The sequence below is a fragment of the Xylophilus rhododendri genome (genome assembly GCF_009906855.1).
GTDB classification, from domain to species: Bacteria; Pseudomonadota; Gammaproteobacteria; order Burkholderiales; family Burkholderiaceae_C; genus Xylophilus; species Xylophilus rhododendri.
This window is the reverse complement of the sequence record NZ_CP047650.1, coordinates 1,018,470-1,043,001: the sequence shown is the minus strand read 5'-3', so window position 1 is coordinate 1,043,001 and position 24,532 is coordinate 1,018,470. Positions and strand designations below refer to the sequence as shown.

The following is a 24,532-nucleotide window of genomic DNA, read 5'->3' as shown; positions in this document are numbered from 1 at the left end:
AAGTCCGGAACGGCTGGCTGCGGTATCACCAGCCACCCCAATGCCGCCCGATGCTGGCGAGCAGCTTCTCCAGCCGGTCCCGGTTGGCTTGCGACCAGTCCGGGCCCAGGGGCCTCTCGCGGATGACCTTCAGCAGTTCCGTGCCGATCAGCCAGTCCATGTCGTAAGGCCGTCCGGCCGAGGGCCGGAAGCTGGTCAGCGCGCCGAGCACCTGCAGGTCGTTCGGCTGGGCGTCGAGCATCGCGTTGCTGCAAAAGCGTGCGCAGAAATCGGCGCAGTAGTGCTCCCACAGGACAGAGCCATAGGAGGGCGGGTTTTCTGCCGGATGGACTGGCGGTTCTGCGAAGTCATAGACCGGCGGGTCTTCTTCTTCGTCGTTTGGTTCTATCGCCACGGCGGCTTCGGCGGCCTGCTTCATCCGCTCCGCCAGCAGGCGTTTGGCCCGGTCGGAGGCCGGGCCGCCGGGCGACTGGGCGATGCTGGCGATGACCCCCAGCAGGACCTGCAGCGTCTGGTTCGCGTTATCGTCGGGCAGCCGTGCCAGGGCGCCGGGCTGGTAGTTGACCTCGGCGTGCAGGCCGGCAGCGCCCATCTTCTCCAGAATGGCCTCCTGCACGGCGAACGCATTGCGCTTGGGCATGGTCGCCACCTTCTCGATCTCCTGGAGCAAGGCGTTGAGGGCCGCCTGCTGCATTCGTCGCCGGGTGCGGGCGATGGCCAGTTGCCCCAGTTGCCCCAGTTGCCCCCGTTCCCCCATTTCGACCAGGTGCCGGTCGGGCAAGGGCACAGGGCGGGCGGCCTCATCCTCGTGTGCAAGGGCTGCGGGCGCAAGCTGAGCGGCCGTGGACGGCCGGTCGAGATGGGAAGTGCTGTTGCTGATCATGGGTTGCATGTCGGTTTTCCAGATAGGTGCCGTCGTCGTCTATGACCGTGCTCATTCTGGAAAGCCGCGGCGGGCCTGCCGGCCGCATGCGAAGGTGCGGGATGTGCAGGCGAATCAGGTCTGCCAGCACAGCCGCACCACGGCTTTCCTCATCGCCTCGGCGAGCAGGCGCTTGTCACGGGTGCAGCGCTCGCTTTCCGGATGCTGGGCGAGGTCGGCCATGCAACCGAGCAGTGTCTGCAGCGGCATGGATTCGTCCCCGCACAGCAGCCGCTGCAGAACGGCCGGGTGGTAGTCCACCTCGGCCGGGATGCCGGCCTGGCGCATGGCGTCGAGGATGGCTTCCTGCACGGCGGGGGCTTCGAGGCTGCGCATGCCGGCCACCGGGTCGATGCGGGCGAGCAGGGCCAGCATGGCGGCTCGTCGTGGGTGGGACGAGGGTATCGGCAGCGCGTGTCGCCGCGTGCCGGCATCGGTGCTGAGGGCTGCATCGCCTTGCGCCACCTGCTGCTGGCGCAGGCCGTCGTGCTGCGATATCGGGCCTGGGTAGGAAGTAGTCCGGACACCAGGGCTGGCGCACGTGGATCAGGATGTTCGCGGCCAGCGCGGCCGCCACCCGGCCCCGGGGCCAGGCCGGCCAGTGCGGCTGGCAGCCGGCCATGTCTTCCAGGCAGCCGAGCAGGCTGGCCAGCGGCAAGGGCGGGGGTAGTTCGGCCGGATTGCATTCCAGGCGGAACATGACGCCTGCATCCTGGCAGGCGGCCGTGGGCAGGTCGATTGCCCGCAGCCCGGCGAGGATGGCTTGCCGCAACGGCTCCATCTCCTCGGCCGGCGCCGACGACAGCCGGGCGAGATCGCGCAGCAGGGCACGCGGCACCGGACGTTGCGTGGGGGAGGGCTGGGATGGCGGCGCTGGCGGGAAAGCAGCGCTGTCCGTGTCCATCGCATCGAGCGCGGCGATGTGGGGATTGACCGGCGCCTTCGGCGGGGCCGGCAAGGCGGCCGCCTGCGCCTCCTGTGCCCGCTGGGGCCGAAGCGCTGGCGCCACCAGGTTCCAGCGGACCGCGCTGTCGAGGGATTCGGAACTCAGGCTTCGTTTGTGCATCACTCGCTCCACATCCGGGCGATGTCCTCCAGGGCATGCAGCAGTCGCTGCTCGTTCTCGCTGGACCAGTTCGGCCCCTTGGGATGGGCCTGCACCGCCGCGCGCAACGCGTCGCTCATGACCCAGCCCAACTGGTACGGTCCGGCCGGAGGGCGGAAGAGGAGTAAAAAGGGTTTCAGGTGCCACTCGCTCGGCATCCGGCCGATCGTCCGGTCATGGCAGAAGCGTTCGCAGAAGGCTTCGCAATAGGTCTGCAGCCTGGGCGAGTCCTGCTCGGTCAACGCTGAGCTCGGAACCGGGAAGGCGGTGGAAGGCCATGTTCCCTCGGCGTATCGATGGGCGGCTTCGTGCATGGCCGAGGCCAGGTCGCGTTTTTGCTGGTTGGCGCGGGCGCCGTCTTCGTCCCGGGCGATGGTGAAGAGGCAGCCGAGCAGGGTCTGCATCGGCGGGGGCGACACACGCATGTTGATTCGGGCGAGCGCGTCGGGATCGTGTTGCACCTCGATCGGCATGCCGAGCGCCTGCATCGCCTCCTGGAGCGACTGCTGCATGGCCGGCGCGTCGCGCGGGTCCATGGTGGCGACCGAGTCGATCCGGTCGAGAAGGTCTCTCAGTGCTGCCTGCTGCGGGCCGGCCCAGCAGCTGCCGGTGGCGCGCAGCCGGTTCATGGCTGCGACGTGCTCAGAGGGTGAAGGCGTCGGGCCGGCGTCGCCCGCGTCCGCCGGGCCGGGGTCGTCGTGTCCGTTCGGGTGCGGCGGCATGGCCCTGGGGGCCTGGGCGTGGGGGCTTCGGTTGATGTGCATATCGGGTTTCCAGTGGCGCCCCGCCGGCAGGGGGGCTGGGGCCATTCTGGGAAGCCGCAACGAACCAGTCCGCGGGACACGAAGGCCCCGTCAGCACCGACGAAAACCCCTCAGGTCGCGCGCCGGCCGATCTCGATCAGCCGGTTGCCGGGCAGGCCGAAGTAGTCCGGCGCGCGCGCCGCATTACGCTGCATCCAGGCGAACACCGTCTTCTGCAGCGCGTTCAGCCCATCGAGCCGGCCGGTGCCCACCGAGGCGCGCGAGGTGAAGAAGGAGGTCGCCATCGCCTCGATCTGCAGGCCCTGGCGGTAGGCCAGCAGCCGCAGGTATTCGGGCACGTCGGGCGTTTCGGTGAAGCCGTGGCTGACGTTGACCTTCCAGACGCCCGAGCCCAGGTCCTGCGCTTCGAGCCGCCGCCCCGCATCCACCCGCGGCACCGGCGCGGCGTGCACCGCCATCACCACCACCCGCTCGTGCAGCACCTGGTTGTGCTTGAGGTTGTGCAGCAGCGCATGGGGCACGCTGTCGGCATCGGCCGTCAGGAACACCGCCGTGCCCTTGACCCGGTGCGGCATGCCGTACTGGGTGAGGCTTTCGATAAAGGGCGCCAGCGGAAACCGCTCCTCCGCCGCCGCCGCCTCGGCCACCCGCCGGCCGCGCGACCAGGTCACGAAGACGAAGATGGCCAGCGCCGCCACCACCAGCGTGAGCCAGCCGCCATCGGCGATCTTCACGCTGTTGGCGCCGATGAAGACCAGGTCCACCAGCGCGAACAGGGCCACGCCCGTGGCCACGGCCAGGCCGTTCCAGCGCCACAGCCGCCAGGCGACGATGCCGGTCAGCAGCGTGGTCGCCAGCATGGTGACCGACACCGCGATGCCATAGGCCGCCGCCAGCGCACCCGAGCTGCGGAAGGCCAGCACCAGCGCCAGCACACCCGCCATCAGCACCCAGTTGACGCCCGGCAGGTAGATCTGCCCGATGGCATCGCCCGAGGTCTGCACGATGCGCATGCGCGGCAGGTAGCCCATGCGCATGGCATGCGCCGTCATCGAATAAGCGCCGGAGATCACCGCCTGCGAGGCGATGACCGTGGCGCAGGCGGCCAGCACCACCATGGGCACCGTGGCCCAGTCCGGGAACAGGTGGAAGAAGGGATTGGCCGCGGCCCCGGCATCGTGCAGCACCAGCGCGCCCTGGCCGAAGTAGTTGAGCGTGAGGGCGGGCAGGGCGATGAAGCTCCAGGCCAGGCGGATCGGCCGGGCGCCGAAATGCCCCATGTCGGCATACAGCGCCTCGCCGCCGGTGAACGCCAGGAAGACCGCGCCCAGCACACCGATGGCCTGCGGCGCATGGTGGCGCATGAAGGACAGGGCCCAGCGCGGATCCAGCGCTTCGAGAATGCCCGGATGCTGCAGCACCTGCGCCAGCCCCGACACCGCCAGCGTGAGGAACCACAGCACCATCACCGGCCCGAAGATGCGCCCCACCGACGCGGTGCCGTAGCGCTGCACCGCGAACAGCGCCACCAGCACCGCCAGCGTGATCGGCACCACCCAGTGCCGCAGATGCGGCGTGGCGACTTCGATGCCTTCCACCGCCGACAGCACCGAGATGGCCGGGGTGATGAGGCTGTCCCCATAGAACATGGCCGCGCCCACCAGCCCCATCAGCGAGACGCTGCGAAACAGCCAGGGCCGGGCCCGGCTGCCGGCCTCCAGCGCATGTTTGGCCAGCCCTGCCAGGGCCAGGATGCCGCCCTCGCCGTCATGGTCGGCGCGCAACACGAAGACCACGTATTTCAGCGTGACGACCAGCATCAGGCCCCAGAAGACCAGGGACAGCAGGCCGAGCACCGCGCCGCGGTCGATCAGCACGCCGTGCTCGGGGCTCAGGCATTCCTTGAAGGCGTAGAGCGGGGAGGTGCCGATGTCGCCAAAGACCACGCCGAGGGCGCCCAGGGTCAGGGCGGAAGTGGCGGTCTTGTGGTGGCCTTGGGGCGGGGAGGAGGGGAGGGCGGGGGAGGAGGCCATGCGGCAGCTTAGCTGAGCGTGGGTGGGGTGGGGCGTTGCGCTTCGGGGCGAATGCGTCACCGCTACTGGCGTAGGGTTGGCGGCGGCGAATGGAAGTTGGCCAGTTGCCATTTATCGCGGCGACTTATCGATGTCGCTGCTGCCCATAAGCGGTATCGTCAATTCGCGAAAGCCTCAATTGCCGGCTATTTCTTTCGCAGTTAAAGATATCTTTCCTCGTATTCTAATGAGGTGTGCGTATCAGTCGAACAACTGAACAAAGCGCCTGACTGAAAGAGCTTGTATTTATATTTAGGGCAAATTTTGTCTGGCTAAGTTTTTTTAATCTCGTGTTGCTTTGCTTTCAAAAATGCAAGCAGCATTATCGCTTTGAATTTTAATGTTTGCGGACAAGTATCCATTCAGCCCGCATGCAAAAATGTGCCCTGCGGGTGAGTTCAATCCATCAATACTTATAGATATGTGTTTGCTGTCGGCTTGCATGATTTCAATGTTTAACGCTTGATTTCCCGCGTCATCAACGATATTTAATGCGCTCCCATCAGGCGAGTCTTTCCACACCACGCCGGACTCGGGATTATTGCGGTTAAATGTCAGATCGCACGTGTATTTACTCGAATCCAAAGTCATGGATTTGTACGATATTTCAATAATTTTTGATTGATACCTTTTGATAGATAGCTTGTGTTGGGAGCTTTTTTGTATCCCATCACATGTCATGTTTTCCGCGTGTGTCGAAAAATTTTGAGTTAAACCAAAAATCATCAATGCTACTGCATAAGCCTTCATTTTTTTTTCTAAGAATATTCAAGCTGATTTCATTGGGTGTGTAGCCGGCTTGGTCGAAATGACGGCCGCTTAAATTTGCGCCACACATGTTGGCATGTATCAAGTCAATATATTTTTCTATAGTTGCCGGACAGTGAATTTCCTAACCCGCAATATTCAAAAGATCCGGTTACCACTGCATTCTTTCGATGGATTTTTATTTCAATGTGGTTATTCATTTTGTCAATATCTAATTGGCTCAAGGAGCTTTTTGTTCCTTCGAAAGGAATTAGTTTTGCGCGAACTATGCCTTTGTCTATTTTCCCATCTGCTACTGCCTCGCAATCTGCCGAAGTATTTGCACCCGCTTTTGTGCTTGATCCGCCAATAAAGTTTATGCGTAGCTCGCCATGCCATGGCTTAATTAACATTTCGGCACGATATGCATCCGTTGATTTGTACAATCCAAAAATATCTGCATCTGACGCGAGGCTGTTGAGTGCTGCCGCTGCCAAACTCGCTAACGGAAAAATTTTTGTTTTTAGCACTTGTAATGTGACTGATGCTATTGTTTTGGTGTTAACTTCTCGGGCCTGCATCACCATTTTGGCCTCCGTATTATCGAGGGTTGTTGAAATTGTCATTTAAGAAGCTTGAGGCCAGCACTCGGGCCGAGGTCAAGCATCCAGTTGGCGGGTCAAGCAGCAGTCCGGCTGCATCAGAGCGTATTGCCAGCAACTGGCTAAGAATAGGGCGCAACTTACGATGGTGTCACTGCTGGACAATTTGTAGAAAGTGAAGCGTAGTAGCTAGCAATGCAGGAATATGTGTCTCTTCTGCTGCTCAAAAGGCTTGCGGCCGGCTAACGCCGACATTCAATGCCGAGCGGCGCTAAGCCCTGACAAGTGCCGAAGGGTGTCGCTGGCTTAACCGGCGCGGCGGAAGTGTGGCGCAGCTGGTTTGCAAACCTTTTAAGCGATTAACGATCGCATCTATTTTGGTCTGATGGTTTTGATAGTTGGCCATGCGGCAAATTGCAGATTCAGACTCAGTCGTTGTACCAGCCTCCTATCGGCAGGAATTTATTTTTGATCGACGAATACGAATGACAAATAAAAGTGGCTAATGAGACGGAAGGTACAACGCAAAAAGCATCCATTTTATTGGTGGGCTTTAAATCTGAGCCTGACGCCGAATATTCCGCGAGTTTCCTGTAAGTAGTGGAAATTCTTTCTAATGATGTCCACGATTCACATCGAACGCCTGGCGGCTTGCTAAACACTCCTTGGGCCGACATGGCAACTTCCGTTTTTGATAAAACCATAATATTCTTATAGCCGGATTCTTGTAGTAATATTGCATAAATCAATTCATTTTTTTCTGAATTTAGCAAAGCAAGACCCACATCTAAATTGCCTTGATTTTTAAAGGTTCCGGCGCAAACATCTACGAGTTTATACTGGGGTTCATGGTTTTTCGCAAGATTTTCAATTAACTCGCGCCCACTACTGCCAACCAAGGACTGGAGTTTTGCAAAGTTTGCCGCATCAAATTTCTCCAGATTATTTTTGCCCATTAATTCGGTAGAACCGTCGGAAGTTGCAAATGCAAGTTGGCTGTCACCGAAAAAATACAAAAAACATAACAAGATCTTTTGTAAATCGCTTATTTTCATGCTTTGCTCGCAATGCAACTTGTCTCTTGGGCTGTTTAAATTCGATGTGAAAAGGACCATGCCCGGTATAAGGGGCAAGAAAATTGGTCGTGATGCCGTTTGATTTTTTGTTTACAAGTGCATCGATTGTAATTCGCAATTCTTTCCTAGTCAGATCTACCGTGCCTCGATATTGAGCTTTTTTGCAGTTGCAAATGCATTATCTTGGCTTGATCGTCAGGCGTTCTATACGAACTTGTTATTTACAGATCGCCCGGATCTTTGAAAATCCAACAGCCCGTTCGACATTCCTAATGTCGATCCTGGGTTTGGCTCGGACTGCCCAGTTCACGCCCGAGTTTTGATTTTCGTTGTATTCAAATGACCCGTCGCTTCTGATGTTAAGGACATTTTGCTGAAGTTTTTCTAAGAAAATATGCGTGCCCATCGAATAAATTAACATACCGCCCGCTCGGAAGGGCTTCTATTTTTTCAAATGGATAGACAGCTTTCATGTTTTCGTAGACTAATATTGTTTCTATGGTCTGCCTGTCTTTTTCTATTCCGAAAAAGAGCGGCGTGTTAGGCTCGTCAATTTCCGAATCACGCTCGGGCGCGGCTTTTTTTAGATATTTATAAACCGGATAATTGATTTTATTGCTTCGCAGGGTAAATATGTCTTTGCGAATACACATGTGGGATCCGATCGACTTTTTGGCCTGTTCATCCGACGTCAATCCTCCGCTTACTTTTAAGACGTCAATTATTTTGTAATCTCCGTAGAAAGTTTTAGGTAGTGGCGTCTCACTGGCTTCGGCAGTCATGCTTCCGAATAAAAGCAAACCGGTTAGGCTAATGCGCCAAACCAAATCCTTCTGAATAACGGCTGGTGTTACCATTTGCGATAAACTCCGGAGTTGTAAATATTCCATTCGCTGGCTCTTCGATTGATTAGTCCGTTATTTACTTTGCCTTGAGATTTGTTAAACGCTTTCCAAGCGTCTTCGGTGGAGTCGAAGGCGGTTTTTGCTGTTGGATCATTTATAATTTTCAATAGTGAAGAATTGATAAATGCTGATTGGCCAATATTGTAGTTTAAAATTACTAGCGCATCAAACTGATTTTGCAGCAGCGGGGTTTTTACGTTTAGCTGCACACTATTTACAAAAGGTAATAGTTTATCATTAAAGGTCTTCTCGGCATTGTCTATGCTTATGCCATCTTTGTAAACGTCCCATTCATTTTGGGAAATTAATTGACCATATCCGATGGTCGCCCCGCGCACCCATGCGTCAATGTCTTTTCCAGTTTGATCGTCGTATGGTTTAAGTCTGAGAGTCTCTATGTCCTTGAGCAAAGTTATTCCCTTGTCACCGAAACTCAGTAACCGCGCATCTTGAGGCCTGTTTGTGGTTAATTCCAATGATAACTTTAATTCAAGTGCCTCTTCTGGGGAATTATTTGCAATGTTGTTTGAAGATGAAAATTTTTCGTTTGTGAAATGATTCAGCCATTTTACGCCGCCAGCCGCTGCAACTAAAATATCTTCTTCCAGTGCTTGAGGCGGGCTTAATAATGAGCTTAATGCCGCCAAATTTTTGACTGTATCGATTTCATATGATGGTTGAAAATGCGCGGAGGCCTCAAGGTTTGGAATTGAGATGGCATTTATTTCAAATGGATGTCCGGCTAGTGAGTTTAAGTCGTCTAAAGCGTTATCTCCGCCGTTGGAGATGAATTCCATGTTTTTGTTATAACGGGAATGTGTAATTTCAGAATTTTCATTTAATAAATTGCTGTCGAAAATTGAATTATCGGGTGCGACATTCGTCTTTTGCGTAAGCGTGCTATACCCATCAGCTACGCTTACTTGATTAGCGCCATTTTCGCTAAAACTATTGCTATCGATAAATTCTTCGTTTGTTGAGATACGTGAGCCCACCGATTTGGTCAGGTTTAACAAAGCACTTCCCAGCACATTCCCGAACGCATCGGTCGCAACCTCCTCAGCCGAGACCCTTCCACCGCTCATTACCGCTATGGAAGTCGTGGTGGAGGCGAGCGCTGACAACGCGTTTTTGCTCCATTCGAAGTTGGTAGCGGGGCCGTAGCCTATGAGCTGATTCAAGCTCGCACCGACTACCGCGCCTGCGCCCGCACCCGCGGCCGATGCGGCCACTTGGGTCCAGCTGAAGCTCTTCTGCGCACCCAGGGCTACTGCGGCGCCCTGGATCAGCATGCTGGCCGCGGCTTGCCGGGCCATCGCCGTCGTGATCGGCCCGCCCGCGGCCGGTATCAGCTCGGCTACGCTCTGCCCCACCCCGGCACTGATCGCGCTGAGCGCGACGGCCTGCCAGCTGAAGCCGTCCTGTACCCCGGTGAGATTGCCAACGACTTGGCTCGCAATCGAGCCGGCTGCAGCTGCGATGGCGGCGCTGGCTGCGGCTGTGGCGGCGAAGCCCGTTTCCAGCGTGAACGCCAGGTATTCCGCGGTGGCACCCACGGTGATGTACGTCGCCACCACGGCGACCACCACCGTGATGATCCTGCCCAGCCCCCCACACCCACCACCGCCGCTCGGGTGGTTGCCCAGCGGGATGGGCAGGTTCACCGGACTGGTCGAGCCCACCACGCGGCTCGGGTCGTAGGGGCTGAAGGTGCTTGCGCTGTTGTGCGTGCCGGCGATCTGCGTCGGGATGGTGAGGCTGGCGCCAATCCTTAGATCGCTGTCGCCCTCCAGCCCGTTGGCCAGGGCGATCTGGTACCAGAGGTCGGCATCGCCGTAGGCTGACTGCGCGATGCTTCTGAGCGTATCGCCGCCCCGGACCGTGTACTGCCCGGTGCTGGTTTCGGGATAGCTTGCCGTGACCGGCTTGTAGCCAAGGTTGAAGTCGGCTTGCGAGACGAAGTTCAGGTTGCCGTTGCCCGCGCTCGGGTTGTGCGGATCGACGCCTGCGCCGTAGACGCCCAGCACTTCGCCATTGACCACCAACTGGCGCAGGTACGTCCCGTTCTGCACGTTGAGCAGGACCACGCCATTGGCATCGGTGTAGATCTGCCGGTTGCCCTGCGCACTGCTGCTGTCGGTGATGCTGGCGAGGAAGCCGTCGGCGTCGTAGTACTGGCTGACCCGCGCTTCCTGGTGGTTGCCGGAGTTCGCGTTGCGGCTGAAGGTGTGCTGGAAGGCCTGCCGGTAGCCCTCGGCCCGCTCCAGGCCGGTGACGGTGTCGGTGACGATGGTGCCCTCGTCCGGGATGACCTGCACGCTGCGGCTGTAGATCAGGTTGCCGGCGGGGTCGTAGCCGGTGCTGCTGTCGGTGCGGGTGACCGTCTGGTAGGTCGGCACCCCGGACTCGTCGTGGCCGGTGAGGACCTGCTCGGTGATGTCGACGGCGTGCACGAACCAGGTGTCGCGGGTGCGCGCGGCGTCGGGGATGGGCCTGGTCTCGTCGACGGTGCGCTGCCACTCCAGGCGGCCGGCGGGGTCGTAGCGGTTCTGCAGGGTGCTGGTGCCGACGGTGCCGGGGTTGGCGATGGCCAGGGCGGCGAGGTAGTCGGCCGGCACGGTGCCGCCGGGGCCGCTCTGCGCCAGGCGGCCGGCGTTGTCGTAGTAGCGCCTGTCGATGAAGACGGCCTGCGAGCGGCCCAGCGGGATCGGTTCGATGCCGCTGACGGAGATCGCCCGGCCGGACTCGTCGAGGGTGGTGAACACATCGGCATAGGCCTCGACCGCCACGCCCGACAGGCGGTTGGCGCTGTCGTAGCCGTAGTAATGGGTGACGGGGCCCGCGTAGGCCTGGTAGCCGGTCAAGCCGACCGGGCCCACCGGGGTGCCGGACTCGTCCACATGCTGGGCGTACTGCGCCACCACCCGCTGGCCCCAGGAGGTGTCCTGGATGCGGTTGCCGTTGTGGTCGTAGGCCAGGATGTGGCCGCGGTTGACGGTGATGTTGGCCAGGTTCTGCGCGTTGCCGTCGACCGCGCCGTCCGAGAGGATCTGCCGGTTCATGGCGTCGTAGGCGAACCAGGCGGCCTGGCTGCCGCCCGGGTAGCCGGTGGACTGGAAGATCTTGTTGCCGACGGCGTCGTAGGCCATGGCGATGTTCACGCCGTCGAAGCCGCTCACGCGCGACAGCCGGCCCAGGCTGTCGTAGGCGAGTGCCTGGCCCTGGTAGCCGCCGGCGCCCTGCATCACCTGTTCGTAGGTGTGGCGCCCTGCGCTGTCGTATTCGTAGTAGGTGTGGCGGTCGGTGCCAGCGTCGTCGATGCGCACGAGCTGGCCGGCGGCGTCGTAGGTGTAGGCGATGGACTCGCCGCGGCTGCTGCCCTGGGCGATGAGTTCTCGTGCGCTGTCGTACAGGAACCAGTAGCCGGCGCCGCCGATGTCGCCGTGGGACTGCAGCTGGCCGAAGTCGTCATAGGCCCAGGTGGCGATGGCGCCGTTGGGGTCCTGGGTGGCGGCGAGGCGGTCGTGCAGGTCGTAGGCGTTGCGGGTCGTAAAACCGTCGGCGTCGATGGTGGCGGCGAGGTTGCCGCGGGCGTCGTAGCGGTACTGGGTGAGGGCGCCTTCGCCGTCGACCTGCAGCGTGCGGTGGCCGGCCGCGTCGTAGGCGAAGAGCTGCCAGCTGCTGTTGCCGGTCTGCTGGAGCTGGGGGCGCCGGCACCGTCGACGACGACCTGGAAGCGGCCGTCGCCGACATGTTCGCGGTAGGTGAGCCGGCCCATGCGGTCGTAGTCGCTGAGGGTGACGAAGTTCTCGGCGTCCTGGGTGCGGGTCTCGTCGCCGAAGGCGTCGTAGTCGTGCCGGACGACGCCGCCGTCGGCGTGTACTTCGGCCAGCAGGTGGTTCGTGGCATCCCAGACCTGGCGGCTGATGTGGCCGTTGGCGTCGTTGAGCGCGACCTGCCGGCCCAGCGCGTCGTAGACGAGGATGGTGAGGGGGCTGGCCGCGGAGATGTTGCCGTCGGCGTCGGGCTGGACCTGGCGGACGAGCTGGTTGGCGGCGTTGTAGGCGAAGCGGGTGAGGATGCGGGCGTCGCGCGGGTCGCTCTGGCTGAGGGTGTTGCCCCAGCGGTCGAAGGTTCTGAAGGTGGTGGGGCGGTAGGTCTCGGTGTACTGGGGGTTGGCGCGGGCGGCTTCACGCTGGACGAGGGCGCGGCCGAGGGCGTCGAGTTCGAAGTCGGTGCGGCGCAGGCCGTTGTGGCCCTGGGCATCGACGCTACCCGCATCGCCGAAGGAGCGCAGCAGGTCGAGGCTGCCGGCGCTGGTGATCTGCGCGGTCTGGCGGCCCAGCAGGTCGTAGAGCATCACCGTGGTCTGGCCGTCGCCCGCGTTGCTGCGCCAGAGGTGGCCGGCGTTGTCGTACTGGAAGAACTCGCTGTAGGACGCCGCACTGCCCTCGGCCCAGGTGCCGCGGGCGGTGAGTTCGCCGAAGGCGTTCCAGAGCAGGCCGGTGAGCTGGCGGCCCGGTGCGCCGCCGATGGTGCTGGCCGAACTCGGGGTGATGACGGCGGTCTGGCGGCCGAGGGCGTCGTAGTGGTATTCGGTGTAGCGCAGCAGGCCAGCGTCGTTCTGCCACTGCAGTATGAGCTGGCCGCGGGTGTCGTAGGCGCGGTACTGGTGCTGGCCGTCGGGGGTGGTGAGGTCGGTGAGGTGGCCCAGGCGGTCGTAGGCGTAGTGGGTTTCGTGGTCGACGATGGAGCCGTCCAAGCTCGCGCCGAAGGTGTTCGCCGTTTGCGGGAAGGCGAAGTAGGCCGGGTCCCCGCCGGTGGCGGGCGCGTGGACCCGGTAGCCCTGCAGGTCGGCCTGTTCGGCGCCGGCGGCGTATTCGATCTGGCGGATGACCTGGCCGAGGCTGTCGCGGGTGTATTCGGTGAGGGGGATGAAGGCGCGGCCGTTGACGACGGTGGCGGGGCCGGCGGTGGCGCGGATGTAGCCGAAGGCGTCGTAGTAGGTGAAGGTGACCTGGTCGAGCGGGTCGGCGACGGAGGTCTGGCGGCCGAGCAGGTCATAGGTGTAGCGGGTGGCGAGGTCGGAGCGGCTGCCGTCTTCGTGGATCTGCGCGGCCAGGCGGGTCTGGCCGATGAGCCGGTGGGCGACGTCGTAGGTGAAGACGGTGCTGCGGTCGTCCACGCTGGTGACGGGCGGCAGGAAGCGGCCCTGGGCATCCTGGGAGGCGCCGAAGCTGGCGTATTCGGTGACCCGCACCACGTTGCCGAAGCTGTCGTAGGCGGTGGCCGTGGCGTAGCCCATGGCATCGATGGAGGCGGTCTGGCGCGCAGCATGGTCGAAGAAGGCTCGGGTCGTGGCCCAGCGCTGGCTGGGGCCATCGAGCAGGGCGCTGGTGAGGACGGCTTCGCCGAAGGCGTTGTAGCTGGTGCGGGTGACGGCGCTTTGCAGGCTGCCGATGACGCCAGGAAGACCCGTGCTGGCCCAGGCCTGCGGCTGGGTGGTCTGCACTGCCCGGCCGTTGCGGTCGTACTGCGTGGTGATGGTGCGGTCGGCGCCCGAGTGCTGCAGGGCGGCGCTGACGGTGGTTGCGTCGCGTCTTCCATCGCCGATGCCGATGCCGTTGGCATAGCGCGTGAGGCCCGCCACGTTGCCGAAGGTGTCGTAGCTGTAGGCGCTGACGTAGCCCAGGGCATCGATGTCGAAGCGCACACGGCCCAGGCTGTCGTAGGCCTTGGCGCTGATGTTGCCGGCGGTGTCGGTGTTGGTGATGGCGTCGCCGAAGCGGTTGTAGACGACGGTGGTGGACAGGCCCTGGATCCGCCCGGGGCTGCCGTCCTCAAGAACGACTTCGATCGTCGTGTCGCCGGTGATGGTGGGGAACAGGGTCTGGACCTGGTGGCCGAGGGCGTCGTAGCGGTAGCCGGTGGTGCGGCTCTGGGCGGAGTCGGCGGCCTCGGTGCGGGAGAGGACACGGCCCAGGGCGTCGTAGCTGATGCGGGTGCGGAGGGTGGTGTTGGCGCTGTCGTGCGCCTCGGACACGATGAGCTGGCCGGCGGCGTCGTGGCGGTAGTCGGTGGTGGCGCTGTGTTCGCTGTGGTCGCGGGTGGTCTGGCCCAGGGCGTTGCGGTCGTGGTATTGGCTTTCTTGCCCGGACTGGCGTTCTTCGATGACGTAGCCGGCGGCGTCGTAGACAAAGATCTGGTCGTGGCGCTGGGTGCCGTCGGTGCTGCCGGTGCTCAGTTGGGTGAGGCGGCCGAGGGTGTCGTAGCGGTGGGTGGTGAGGCCGTTCTCGCCGTCGCGTTCTTCGGTCAGCAGGCCGTCGGCGTCGTAGCGGCGCGAGGTGCTGCGGTCCTGTGCCGCATCGGGGTGCAGCAGGCTCTGGATCTGCGGGGCCGATACCGCATCGGGCAGCGCCATGGGGTCGAGGCGGTTGGCGTAAGCGGTGATGCGCTGCGTGCGGCCGCCGTCGAGGTACTCGGTGCGGATGACGGCGCCTTCGGCATCGACGGTGTAAATGCGGCGGTTGTCTGCGTCGTAGGCGAAGTGGGTCAGGCGGTCGGCGGCGCTGGGGTCGACTTCTGCGGCCAGCTCCAGGGCGGTGGCGTCGGGTCTGGCCAGCGGTGCGCTGGCGGGCCGGGCGTAGAGGCGCTGGCTGCTCAGGTTGCCGTTGTTGTCGTAGGTGTTGCGGGTGACGTCGCCGGCCGCATCGACGGTGACGACGAGGCGGTTGGCGGCGTCGTAGGCGTGGAGGGTGAGGCGGTCCGCGGCCGAGGGCCGTACTTCCGTGGGCGACTGGCCGTCGCCGAGGGGCTGGGCGTACTCGCGCTGGCTCAGCACATTACCGTTGGCGTCGTAGCGGTATTGGGTGACGCCGCCCAGGCCGTCCACGGTCCAGGCCAGGCGGCCGGCGGCGTCGTAGATGTTGCGGGAGGCGGCATCGACGCCGGGTTGACGCAGGGTGGCGATGGCGGCGGCCACGCCGGTGGCCGTGGCCTGGGTGCTGCTCGGGATGAAGCCCGCATAGGCGGTGCTGGCGATCACGCGGCCGGTCTGGTCGTAGCTGCGGCCCACCACGCTGGCCAGGCTGCCGTCGCCGGCGCTGGAGAGCGTGTAGATCGCACGGCCGAGTTCGTCGTGGACGGTGCGGGTGGTCTGGTCCTGGCCGGGGTCGGGCTGGACGGCAGGTGGGGTGCCGGGGGTCCACTGCGCCAGGTCGATGCGGGTGGCGTAGCGGGTCTGCTGCACCACTTGGCCGTTGGCGTCGTAGCGCCATTCCGTGACGCCGCCGGCGGCATCGATGCGGTAGCGCAGGCGGTTGTCGTGGTCGTAGACGCGCTGGTCGCTGGTCTGCTGGGCGCCCAGCAGCGGCTCAAGCTGTTCCCTGGTCGTGACGCCCGCCAGGCTCTGCGGGCTCAGGGCCTCAAGGTAGTGGATGGTGCGCACCTCGCGGCCGGCCGCGTCGTAGACATGCTGCTCCACACGCCCCTCGGCCGAGACGGTATAGGCCAGGTGTCCGCCCGCGTCGTAGACCGTGAGGCTGCGCCCGCCGGCCGGGTCGGTGACCGCGAGGTTGCCGCTGTCGTCGTAGTCGTAGCGGGTGGTCAGCGCCAGGCCCTCGGCATCGACCACCATGGAGACACGCCGGCCCTGGTGGTCGTAGGTGTAGCGGGTGACGCTGCCGCGTGCATCGGTGGCCGACAGCACCTGGCCGAGCGGGTCGTATTGGTAGCGGGTGGTCAGCGCGAGGCCGCCGGGGTCGCGTGTCTCGCTGACGGTGTGGCCGGCCAGGTCGTGGCCGGTGGCGGTGACGGTGCCGTCGGGGTCGGTGGTGGTGAGGACCTCGCCGCGGCCGTCGTAGGTGTAGCGGGTGGTGAGCGCCAGGCCTTGCGGGTCGACCACCCGTTCGAGCAGGCGGTGGGCGGGGTCGTAGCGGTAGGCGACGGTGCTGCCGGCGGCGTCGGTGCTCTCGACCAGGTTGCCGGTCGTGTCGTAGCGCTGGGATTGGAAGCTCAGCGGTGTGCTCGTCGAGAGCAGGCGGCCTTCGCCGTCGTATTGGTAGGTGGTGGTGTTGCCCAGGCCGTCGGTGATGGAGAAGGTCTGGCCGCGGCGGGTGTGCACCGTCTTGACCGTGAGGCCCTCGGGGGTGGTGAGGGTGCTGCTGCGCGCGGCCAGGTCGTAGCGCCAGGTGGTCAACTGGCCCAGGGCGTCGGTGCGGGTGAGGATCTGGTCGAAGGCGTCGTAGGTGCTGGAGGCGGCGCCTGTGGCGGGATCGAAGGCTTGCACGACGCGGCCGTCGCGGTCGTAGCGGGCGGTGGTGGTGCGGCCTAGCGTGTCGGTGCGGGAGACGAGGCGGCCGAAGGCGTCGTAGGTGGCGGACTGGGTGGCGACCGACTGGTCTGGCTTCAGCGCCTGGGTCGTGCTGCTCGTCTGCTGGTTGCGGTGGTCGAAGCTGCTTGTGCTGCTGGCAACGAGCTGGCCGGTTGCGCCCGTTCGCTGGGTGGAGACGGCGTTGCCGAAGGCGTCGTAGGTGACGGTGCTCACGTTGCCGAGCGCATCGGTGCTGCGGCGGGCTCGCCCATCGGCGTCGTAGGCGACGGTGCTCATGGCCGTGGTGGCGTCGCGGGCCTGCAGGGCCTTCAGGGCGGCGATCACGGGGGCGTTGACCGTGTCGGTGAGCACGCCGCCAGCCTGGGGGTCGAGGCTGGCGAGGGTGGCGGCGTCCAGCCGCTGGCCGTAGGTGATCGTGGCGACGGTGCGGCCCAGGGCGTCGTAGCGCTGTTCGGTCACATCGCCCGCGGCGTCGAGCGTCAGACGCAGGCGGCCGGCCTCGTCGTAGAAGAAGAAGGTTCGATGGCCCAGCGCGTCGGTGCTGCTGGTGCGGCGGCCGGCGGCGTCGTAGCGGTGGTGCACGGCCTGGGCCTGCCAGATCGCCTCGATCTGCGCCTGGGTCAGGTTGCCGGTGAGCCGGGCAGTGCCGGCGGCGTCGAGTTCGGCGACGAGCCGGCCGCGGGCGTCATAGCGGGCGGTGGTGCTGGCCTGGTCCTCGGTGTTGGCGGCGACGCTGGTCTGCACGAGGCGGCCGGCGGCGTCGTAGGTGTAGCGGGTGAGCGTGCCTTCGGCGTTGACCTGGGAGGCCAGGCGGCCGAGGGTGTCGTAGCGGTTGGACTGGATGTGGTCCTGCGGGTCGGAGGCGGGGCGCAGGGCGGCGAGGGTGGCCGACGGGGTGGGCTTCGTGGTGACCGCACGGGCGTAGCGGATGCTGCGGGCCACATGGCCGTTGGTGTCGTAGACGGTCTCGGTGAGATAGCCCTCGCCGTCGATCTGGCCGATGACACGCCCGCTGGCGTCGTAGTAGGTGAAGCTGCGGATGTCCTGGTCGGAGGCCGCGGGCAGCAGGTTCTGGACCGAGTGGGCGGCGCGGGCCTGGGCCACGGCCTGGGTGATGGCCTGCGTTCTGGATTGCGGGTCGGTGGCGCCCGGGATGCGGTTGGCATAAGCGATGGTCTGCACCAGCTGGCCCGCCGCGTTGTAGCGGTATTCGGTGAGATAGCCCTCGGCGTCCACGCTGGCCGCCAGGTGGCCGGCCGCGGTGAGGATCTGGCTGGTGACCTCGTCGGCGGCGCTGCGCAGGGCCTGCACCGTGAAGACGCCGGTGGAGAGTTGCTCGGTGACCGGGGCGGAGCGCGCCTCTACGTGGTGTTCGTCGCCGCTGTAGACAGCGAAGATCTCCTCGCGGCCGGCCGGCAGGCTGAGCGCCGGGACCGCCAGCACCGCGTTGCCGGAGGCATCGACCGTGGCCGTGCCGAGCACCACCTGGCCGCAGAGGAAGGTGACCAGGCCGGTGGGGGTCGTACCGCCCACATGGGCCGTCAACGTGAGGGCTGCGCCTTGAGCCAGCGCCGTGCTGGAGGTCTTGAGCGTGACGGTGCCGGGCAGCGCCGCGATCTGCCGGGACAGCGGCGCGGAGCTGCTCGCCGTGTTGCGCGCATCGCCCGCGTAGGCGGCGCTGAAGGACAGCGTGCCGACCGGCAGGTCCCGCAGGCTGATCGCCGCGATGCCATCGACCACGGTGGCGCTGCCCAGAAGCGTGTCGCCCCGATAGAAGCGCACCAGCCCGCCCGGCTCGCTGCCATGGACCTGGGCGCGGAGCTGATACACCGCGCCTTGCGGGGTGTAGTCGCTGGCCACCAGGCGCAGGGCCACGCTGCTGGTGGCCGGGGTCACCGTCTGGCTGAACGTCAGGCTGCTGCAGGCCAGGCCGCCGGCGCCGGTGTAGCTGAGCACCAGGCCTTTGGTGGTGCCCACAGGCAGCAGGCTGGCATCGAAGCGGGCCTGGCCGTGCAGCACCGGCGCGGTCTGGAGCGCAACGCCGTCGCGCAGCAGGGTGACGCTGCCGCCGGCTTCTGGCGTGAGCTGGATCTCGATGCTGCCGTCCAGCGCCACCGAGGCGGGGCTGGAGAGGGTCATCAGCGGTGCGGCCACCGAGGGCTCGGCTGCGGCGATGGAGGCGCTGGAGAGGTTCAGGGCGTCCCCGGCATAAGAGGCCGTGAAGAGATCGGCGCTGGCCGCTTCGGCGCGCAGCGTGAGGCTCGCCACGCCCTGGTTGAGGCTGGCAGTGCCGATGGCCCGGCCATTGCGGTAGAAGGTGACGCTGCCGCTGGTGGCCGCCGATGCGGTGGCCGAGGACACCCGGGCGGTCAGGACCAGATCGGCGCCCGACCAGGCGGTGTCCAGGCGGACCGTGCTGACGGCGGCCTGGACGGTCTCGGTGAGCGCCGACGAACTGCTGGCCGCGTTGACCCCATCGCCGCAATACACCGCTCGCAGCGTGTCCAGCCCCACCGGCAGATCGGACACCGTCAGGCGCGCCGTGCCGCTGTTCACGCTGGCGCTGCCCAGCAGTTGAGTACCGTTGAAGAAGCTCACAGTGCCCTGCGGTGCCGTGCCGGTGATCGTGGCCGTGAGCACCACCGGCGCCCCTGCACGGGCGGCGGTGCTGGAGGCCGACAGGCTGGTCCGGCTGCTCACCGGCGCCGGGCTGATGGCCAACGAGAACACCGGCGCATCGGCGCTGCTGTGGTTGGCATCCCCCAGGTAGCGCGCGACGATGCGCGAGCTGCCGGCCGGCAGGCTGCTGGTGGTCAAACTGGCCAGCCCATCGATCAGGTTGACCGTGCCCAGCACCGTGCTGCCGTCGTAGAAGGTCACCTTGCCGCTGGCCGGGCCCACCGCGCCGGTCGCGCTGCTCACCTGGGCCAGCAGGGTGACGGGTGTGCCCTGGATGAGTTGCGTGGCCGAGGCCCGCAGCGCCACGGTGGGGGTCGCCAGCGACACGGTCTCGTTGGCGACGGCCGAGGTGCTGGTGGCGGAGTAGCCGTCACCCGAATACACCGCCTGGATCGCGCTGGTGCCCAAGCCCAGCGTGCTGACCGACAGCCTGGCCACACCCTTGACCACCACCGCACTGCCCAGCAAGGTGGCGCCCGCGAAGAAGGACACGCTGCCTCCCGGCACTTGCCCCGCCGTGCCGCCCGAGACGGTCGCGCTGAGTTGCACCGGCGTGCCCCGGGCGGTGCCGGTCGTGGACAAGGCCAGCGCCAAGGCCGTCGCCGGCGGGCTGGGCGGCTTGGGGCTAATGCCGCCGGCCAGGGTGATGTTCACATTGACCCGCGCGCTGACGCAGGTCGCGGCACCGGTGGTGTCCGCATAAGTGGCGCCGATGCTGTTGACACCTGCGGGCAGCAGCCGGGTCGACAGGCTCGCCACGCCGCCCGAGACAGACGCCGTGCCCAGCACCGTGCTGCCGTTGAAAAAGGTCACCAGGCCGCCGTTGACGGCACCGTCCACCCGGACGGTAAAACTCACGGTGGCGCTGCGCGGCGCGGTGGTGGCCGATGCGAACAGGGTGGCGCTGGTGGTGGCCACGAGGGTGGCGGTCGTGGCGGCCGATACGCTGGGGGCATGGTTGGCATCGCCTTCGTAGCGCACGCTGAGGGAGCTGCTGCCGGCGGGCAGGCTGCTCACGGTCAAGGCGGCCATGCCGTTGACCACACTCGCGCTGCCCAGCAGGCGGCTGCCGGCGTAGAAGTTCGCCGTGCCGGTGGGCGGCAAGGCGCCTTGAGAAGCGGCTTGGCCGATCTGGGCGGTGAGCACCAGCGGTGTGCCGGCTGCGACGTTGTTGCTGCCGAGCGAGAGTACCGTTGTGGTGGGTGCTGCGGTGATGGCCTGGGGCAAGGCGGCCGCCACGCTGCCGGCATGCAGCGGGTCACCGGCATAACTCGCGGTGATGTTCTGGTTGCCCGCCAGCAGGCCGGTCACGGTCAGGCTGGCCTTGCCCTGGCTGAGGACGGCGGTGCCGAGCACGGTGCTGCCGTTGAGGAAGGTGACGGTGCCGCCGGGTGCCGCGCTAGTTGGACTACCTGCAACGCCTGTAATGCCGTCGGCCACCGTGGCCGTGAAGGTCACGGCATTGCCTTGTGCGGTACTGGCCGTTGACGAGGTCAGGCTCAGGCGGGTCGGCATCAGCGCCGCACTGGCGCTGGCAATAGCCGAGGTGCTGGCGGCGTGCAGCGCATCGCCGGCATAGACGGCGGTGAGCAGATCGCTGGTCACCGCCGAGCGGGCCACCTGCAGCCGGGCCGCACCGCCGACGGCGGCGACCTGGCCGAGCAGCACACCGCCGCTGTAGAAACTCACCGTGCCGCCGGGCAGGCCGCCGGTGGCGTCCCCATCGCCCGACGATGCGGCCAGGGTGGCCCTCAGGTCCAGCGCTGAGCCGTCCGCCGACAGGGTCACCGCCAGGCTGGTGCCGGTGGGCGCCGGCCGCACGACCGTGGTGACCGTGTTGGACACCGCCGCATCGTCGAAGGGATCGCCGCCATACACCGCCCGCAGCGCAGTCGTGCCCGGCGGCAGCGCCGAGGTCGGCAGCCGGGCGACGCCGTCGTGCAGTTCGGCGCTGCCCAGCAGGGTGCTGCCGTTGAAGAAGCTGACGCTGCCGCTATGGCTGCTCGCCCAGGGCGAGGACAGGGCGGCGGTCAGCACCAGCGCACTGCCCACGGTCGGCGTGGGAGAAGACAGCGTCAGCAGCAGCGCGCACGGCCCCGGCACCACCGCCTGGACGGCTTGCGAGCGGCTCGACAGGTTGAGGCTGTCGCCGCCGTAGGCCGCCGTGAGGGTGTCGATGCCCGGCGGCAGGTCGTTCAGGTTCAGGCTGGCGGTCCCGGCGACGAGGCGGGCGCTGCCCAGCAGCAGGCTGCCGCTGTAGAAGTAGACGATGCCGCCGCCGCTGCGGGAGTTGCCGGTGACGGACGCCGTCAGCAGCACCTTGGCGCCGGTGGCAAGCGGGTCGCGGCGGAACTGCAGGAGGGTCGTGGTGCTGGTCGCGGAGGTGGTCGTGGCGGCTATGGTCTGCACCAGCTCGGTGGATGTGCAGCCGTAGCGACGGTCGTCGCCCTGGTAGACCGCCTGCAGCCGGTGGCTGCCGGGCGTGAGGGTGCCGACGGTGACACGGGCCTGGCCATCGACCACGTCCGTCCAGGCCACGGGCACGTCGTCGCTGTAGAAGACGATGGTGCCGCCAGCCTCGGGGTCGTCCAGGGTGGCGATCAGTTCGGGCGGTACGCCCCCGCCCGCGCTGCGCACGGCCAGCGTGACGCGGGTGTCGAGGAGGGGCGCGGTGCCCGTCGGCTGGATCTCTTCGAGCAGGGGCTCTGCCGTGCTGCCCAGGGTGTCGGCAGCGCCGCTGTAGACCGCGCTCAGCAGCTCCTGGTGCGCGGCCAGGCCGGTGGCGGTGAAGCGGGCCACGCCGTCGATCAGGGCGGCGGTGCCGAGCAGGGTGTCGCCCGCGTTGCCGCCGAAGAAACTCACGCTGCCTTGCACGGGCTTGCCGCCCGAGGTGGTCACCGTCGCGGTCAGCGTGTGGATGGCGGTCGGCCCGCTGCCGCTGACCGCATCGCTGAAGGTGGTACTGCTCGAGCGCAGGCCCAGCACCGGCGCCAGCACCACCCCGATGCCGTCGCCCAGGCGGTGGGTGTCGATGGGCGTGGCCAGGCGGCGCACATCGGTGATGCGCGATGCGCTGTCGTAGACCGTCTCGGTGACGTAGCCCAGGCCATCGACCTGCCAGGCCAGCCGGCCGGCCGCGTCGTAGAGGGACCAGGTGCTGCTGTCCGAGGGCTCGGGGTCGGGGCGGATCTGCGCGAGGAGGGTGCTGCCGGGCTGGGTGTCGGCCTGCTCGCGCAGCAGCTGCAGGCCCTGCGCATCCACTGGCCGCGCATACCCGATGCTGTGGACCAACTGGCCGCTGCGGTCGTAGCTGAACTCGGTCAAACCACCGGCCGCGTCGATCCGGGCGATGCGGTTGCCGCTGTCGTCGTACAGATAGCTCACCGTGCCGGCGGCGCCGGTGGTGCTGAGCAGGCGGCCTTCGGCGTCGTAGTGGTGGTGGGTGGTGTCGCCGCCGGGCAAGAGGTCGCCGGCCGCGATCTGCTGCAGATCAATCAACCGGCCCGAGCCGTCGTAACTGGCGATGGACTGCAGGCCGCTGGCGTACTGCGTGAGCACCCGGCCGTGGGCGTCGTCGTACTGGACCAGAGTGGTGATGTCCTGCAGGCCGTCGGCCGAACGTTGGCTGCTGGAGAGCACGCGGCCCAGGCCGTCGTAGGTATAGACCTCCATGCCGGCGCCATCGGGAGACAAGGTCTGCAGCAGCTGGCCGTGGGCATCGCGCACGTAGTGGGTGATGGATGCGGTGGACGCATCGCCGACACCGTAGGCATCGACCTGGCCGTAGCGGACGCTGGCCTGCAGCTGGCCGCGGAAGTCGTAGCTGAAGTCCTGGCGCTGGGTGGTGCTCAGGTCCTGCAGCGCGGCCCAGGACTGCAGCTGGGCTTCGCTGGGCGAGGCGGTCTGCGCCAGCGCTGCGATGGCGTAAGGCGCACCGGCATAGACGACGGTGGAGGCCAGCAGGCCGCTGCCGTTCCAGCGGTATTCGGTGACGGCGCCGTCGGCATCGATGGAAAAGCGCAGCTGGGTACCCTGGGCCGCCGCGTACACCCGCCGCTCGGTGGACAGCGCCTGGCCCGCGCCGGAGCGGGTCTCGGTCAGCAGCTGGTTCTGCGTGTTGTAGCTGCGCTGCAGGGTGTCGCCGAGGGCATCGACCTGGCTGGTGAGATTGCCCCTGGCGTCGTATTGCAGGACGGTCTGGCGGCCCATGCCGTCGGTGATGCGGGAGACTTCGCCGAGCGCGTTGTAGGCATAAGCCACCTGCGTGCCGCCGGCCGGCCGGGAGGCGGTGACACCGGTGTTGACCTGCACCAGCCGGCCCTGGCTGTCGTAGGCGTAGCTGCTGGTCACGCCGTTGGGCTCGGTGACGGTGGTGATGCGCCGGGCGAGGTCGTAATCGATCCGCGTGGTGCGTGCGGCGCCTTCGATGTTCGAGCTGATGCGGGCCACGCGGTAGATGCCGTCGGCCAGCACGTAGCCGAAGCCCAGCGAGGTGCCGTCGCTCTGCCAGATGCCTGCTATCCGCTGGCTATAGCCGTCGTAGCTGTAGCGGGTGTGATATTGGGCGGCGGCCGGCTCGCCCAGCGACAGGCTGACATCGGCCAGCCGGCCCAGGCTGTCGTAGCCGTACTGCACCGCGCGCACGACGGAGCCGTTTGCCAGCATGGAGGAGGCCGAGACCAGCCGGCCGTTGACATAGCCGTAGCGGATGCTCTCGCCGCTGGCGTCGGTGACGCTGCTCAGGTGCCGGTTGGTGTCGTAGGCGAAGCGGGTGGTATGGCCCGATGGGTCGGTCTGTTCCAGCAGCAGGCCGGCGCCGCTGGCCTGGTAGCGTTCGGTGCGGCCGGTGCCGCCCTCGGTCCAGAGCCAGGTGCCGTCGCTGGCGAGCTGGACCTCGTTCAGCGCGCCGCCATGGGCCGATGTCTCGACATAGCTGTGCGAGGCGCTGTTCCAGGCATAGGCGGCGGTGGCGCCATCGCTGTCGGTGCGCAGCGCGGTGCTGCCGCTGACGGTCAGGGTCTTGTAGCTGCCGACCTGCCAGCCGCCGTTGCCGTATGCGCCGAGTGAGTTGTAGGTGCGCAGGTTGGCGGCGTCGGCATCGCCCAGGCCCTGCAGCAGGCCGTCCTGGTCCTGCAGCACCAGGTTGCCGTTGGCCACGTTGAGATAGCCGGCCTCGCGCGCCTGGCCGAGCAGGGCATTGCCCAGCACGCCGGCGTTGCCGAGCTGGGTTTGAGAAGTGAGCCCCAGGCCGAGGCTGTAGCCGCTGACGATCGCCACCATCGCTGTCTTCCTCCTGGCCCGCCGGGGGCCACATCGGCCCGTGTCTGG

10 protein-coding genes are annotated in these 24,532 nt (G+C 65.4%); all 10 read right to left on the bottom strand.

Annotation, left to right across the window (positions count from 1 at the left end; all coding sequences use genetic code 11):
• Window positions 1–25: 25 nt before the first annotated feature.
• The 10 genes from GT347_RS04735 to GT347_RS04690 all read right to left on the bottom strand — a co-directional run bounded on the left by GT347_RS04735 (window position 26) and on the right by GT347_RS04690 (window position 24,484).
• A complete protein-coding gene (locus tag GT347_RS04735; RefSeq protein WP_160550865.1) occupies window positions 26–883 on the bottom strand; it encodes a hypothetical protein in 858 nt (285 codons plus the stop codon).
• A 114-nt stretch (window positions 884–997) separates the two neighbouring features.
• A complete protein-coding gene (locus tag GT347_RS04730) occupies window positions 998–1,297 on the bottom strand; it encodes a hypothetical protein (RefSeq protein ID WP_160550864.1) in 300 nt (99 codons plus the stop codon).
• Between the two features lie 690 nt (window positions 1,298–1,987).
• A complete protein-coding gene (locus tag GT347_RS04725; RefSeq protein WP_160550863.1) occupies window positions 1,988–2,656 on the bottom strand; it encodes a hypothetical protein in 669 nt (222 codons plus the stop codon).
• A 245-nt stretch (window positions 2,657–2,901) separates the two neighbouring features.
• Window positions 2,902–4,824, bottom strand: coding sequence for a potassium transporter Kup (locus tag GT347_RS04720; RefSeq protein ID WP_160550862.1), 1,923 nt, complete (start codon window positions 4,822–4,824; stop codon window positions 2,902–2,904).
• Between the two features lie 321 nt (window positions 4,825–5,145).
• Window positions 5,146–5,613, bottom strand: coding sequence for a hypothetical protein (locus GT347_RS04715; protein ID WP_160550861.1), 468 nt, complete (start codon window positions 5,611–5,613; stop codon window positions 5,146–5,148).
• 104 nt (window positions 5,614–5,717) lie between these two features.
• The gene (locus tag GT347_RS04710; protein WP_160550860.1) at window positions 5,718–6,197 is read right to left on the bottom strand and encodes a hypothetical protein; all 480 of its coding nucleotides are present in this window, start codon (window positions 6,195–6,197) and stop codon (window positions 5,718–5,720) included.
• A 443-nt stretch (window positions 6,198–6,640) separates the two neighbouring features.
• Window positions 6,641–7,267, bottom strand: a complete 627-nt coding sequence (locus GT347_RS04705) for a hypothetical protein (protein ID WP_160550859.1) — start codon at window positions 7,265–7,267, stop codon at window positions 6,641–6,643.
• Between the two features lie 380 nt (window positions 7,268–7,647).
• The gene (locus GT347_RS04700) at window positions 7,648–8,178 is read right to left on the bottom strand and encodes a hypothetical protein (RefSeq protein WP_160550858.1); all 531 of its coding nucleotides are present in this window, start codon (window positions 8,176–8,178) and stop codon (window positions 7,648–7,650) included.
• Window positions 8,139–11,519 (bottom strand): glycoside hydrolase family protein, encoded by a 3,381-nt coding sequence (locus GT347_RS04695; protein ID WP_160550857.1) that lies wholly within the window; start codon window positions 11,517–11,519, stop codon window positions 8,139–8,141. The genes GT347_RS04700 and GT347_RS04695 overlap by 40 nt, the downstream gene beginning before the upstream one ends.
• Window positions 11,438–24,484 carry an Ig-like domain repeat protein gene (locus GT347_RS04690; protein ID WP_160550856.1) on the bottom strand — a complete coding sequence of 4,349 codons (13,047 nt, stop codon included), beginning with the start codon at window positions 24,482–24,484 and terminating at the stop codon, window positions 11,438–11,440. Before GT347_RS04690 ends, GT347_RS04695 begins: the two co-directional genes overlap by 82 nt.
• Between the last annotated feature and the right edge of the window lie 48 nt (window positions 24,485–24,532).

Coding starts and splice junctions, on each gene's coding strand:
- GT347_RS04730 (WP_160550864.1), bottom strand. CDS start 1,297: ATGCTGGCCCTGCTCGCCCGCATCGACCCGGTGGCCGGCATGCGCAGC.
- GT347_RS04710 (WP_160550860.1), bottom strand. CDS start 6,197: ATGGTGATGCAGGCCCGAGAAGTTAACACCAAAACAATAGCATCAGTC.
- GT347_RS04725 (WP_160550863.1), bottom strand. CDS start 2,656: ATGAACCGGCTGCGCGCCACCGGCAGCTGCTGGGCCGGCCCGCAGCAG.
- GT347_RS04700 (WP_160550858.1), bottom strand. CDS start 8,178: ATGGAATATTTACAACTCCGGAGTTTATCGCAAATGGTAACACCAGCC.
- GT347_RS04720 (WP_160550862.1), bottom strand. CDS start 4,824: ATGGCCTCCTCCCCCGCCCTCCCCTCCTCCCCGCCCCAAGGCCACCAC.
- GT347_RS04690 (WP_160550856.1), bottom strand. CDS start 24,484: ATGGTGGCGATCGTCAGCGGCTACAGCCTCGGCCTGGGGCTCACTTCT.
- GT347_RS04705 (WP_160550859.1), bottom strand. CDS start 7,267: ATGAAAATAAGCGATTTACAAAAGATCTTGTTATGTTTTTTGTATTTT.
- GT347_RS04715 (WP_160550861.1), bottom strand. CDS start 5,613: ATGAAGGCTTATGCAGTAGCATTGATGATTTTTGGTTTAACTCAAAAT.
- GT347_RS04735 (WP_160550865.1), bottom strand. CDS start 883: ATGATCAGCAACAGCACTTCCCATCTCGACCGGCCGTCCACGGCCGCT.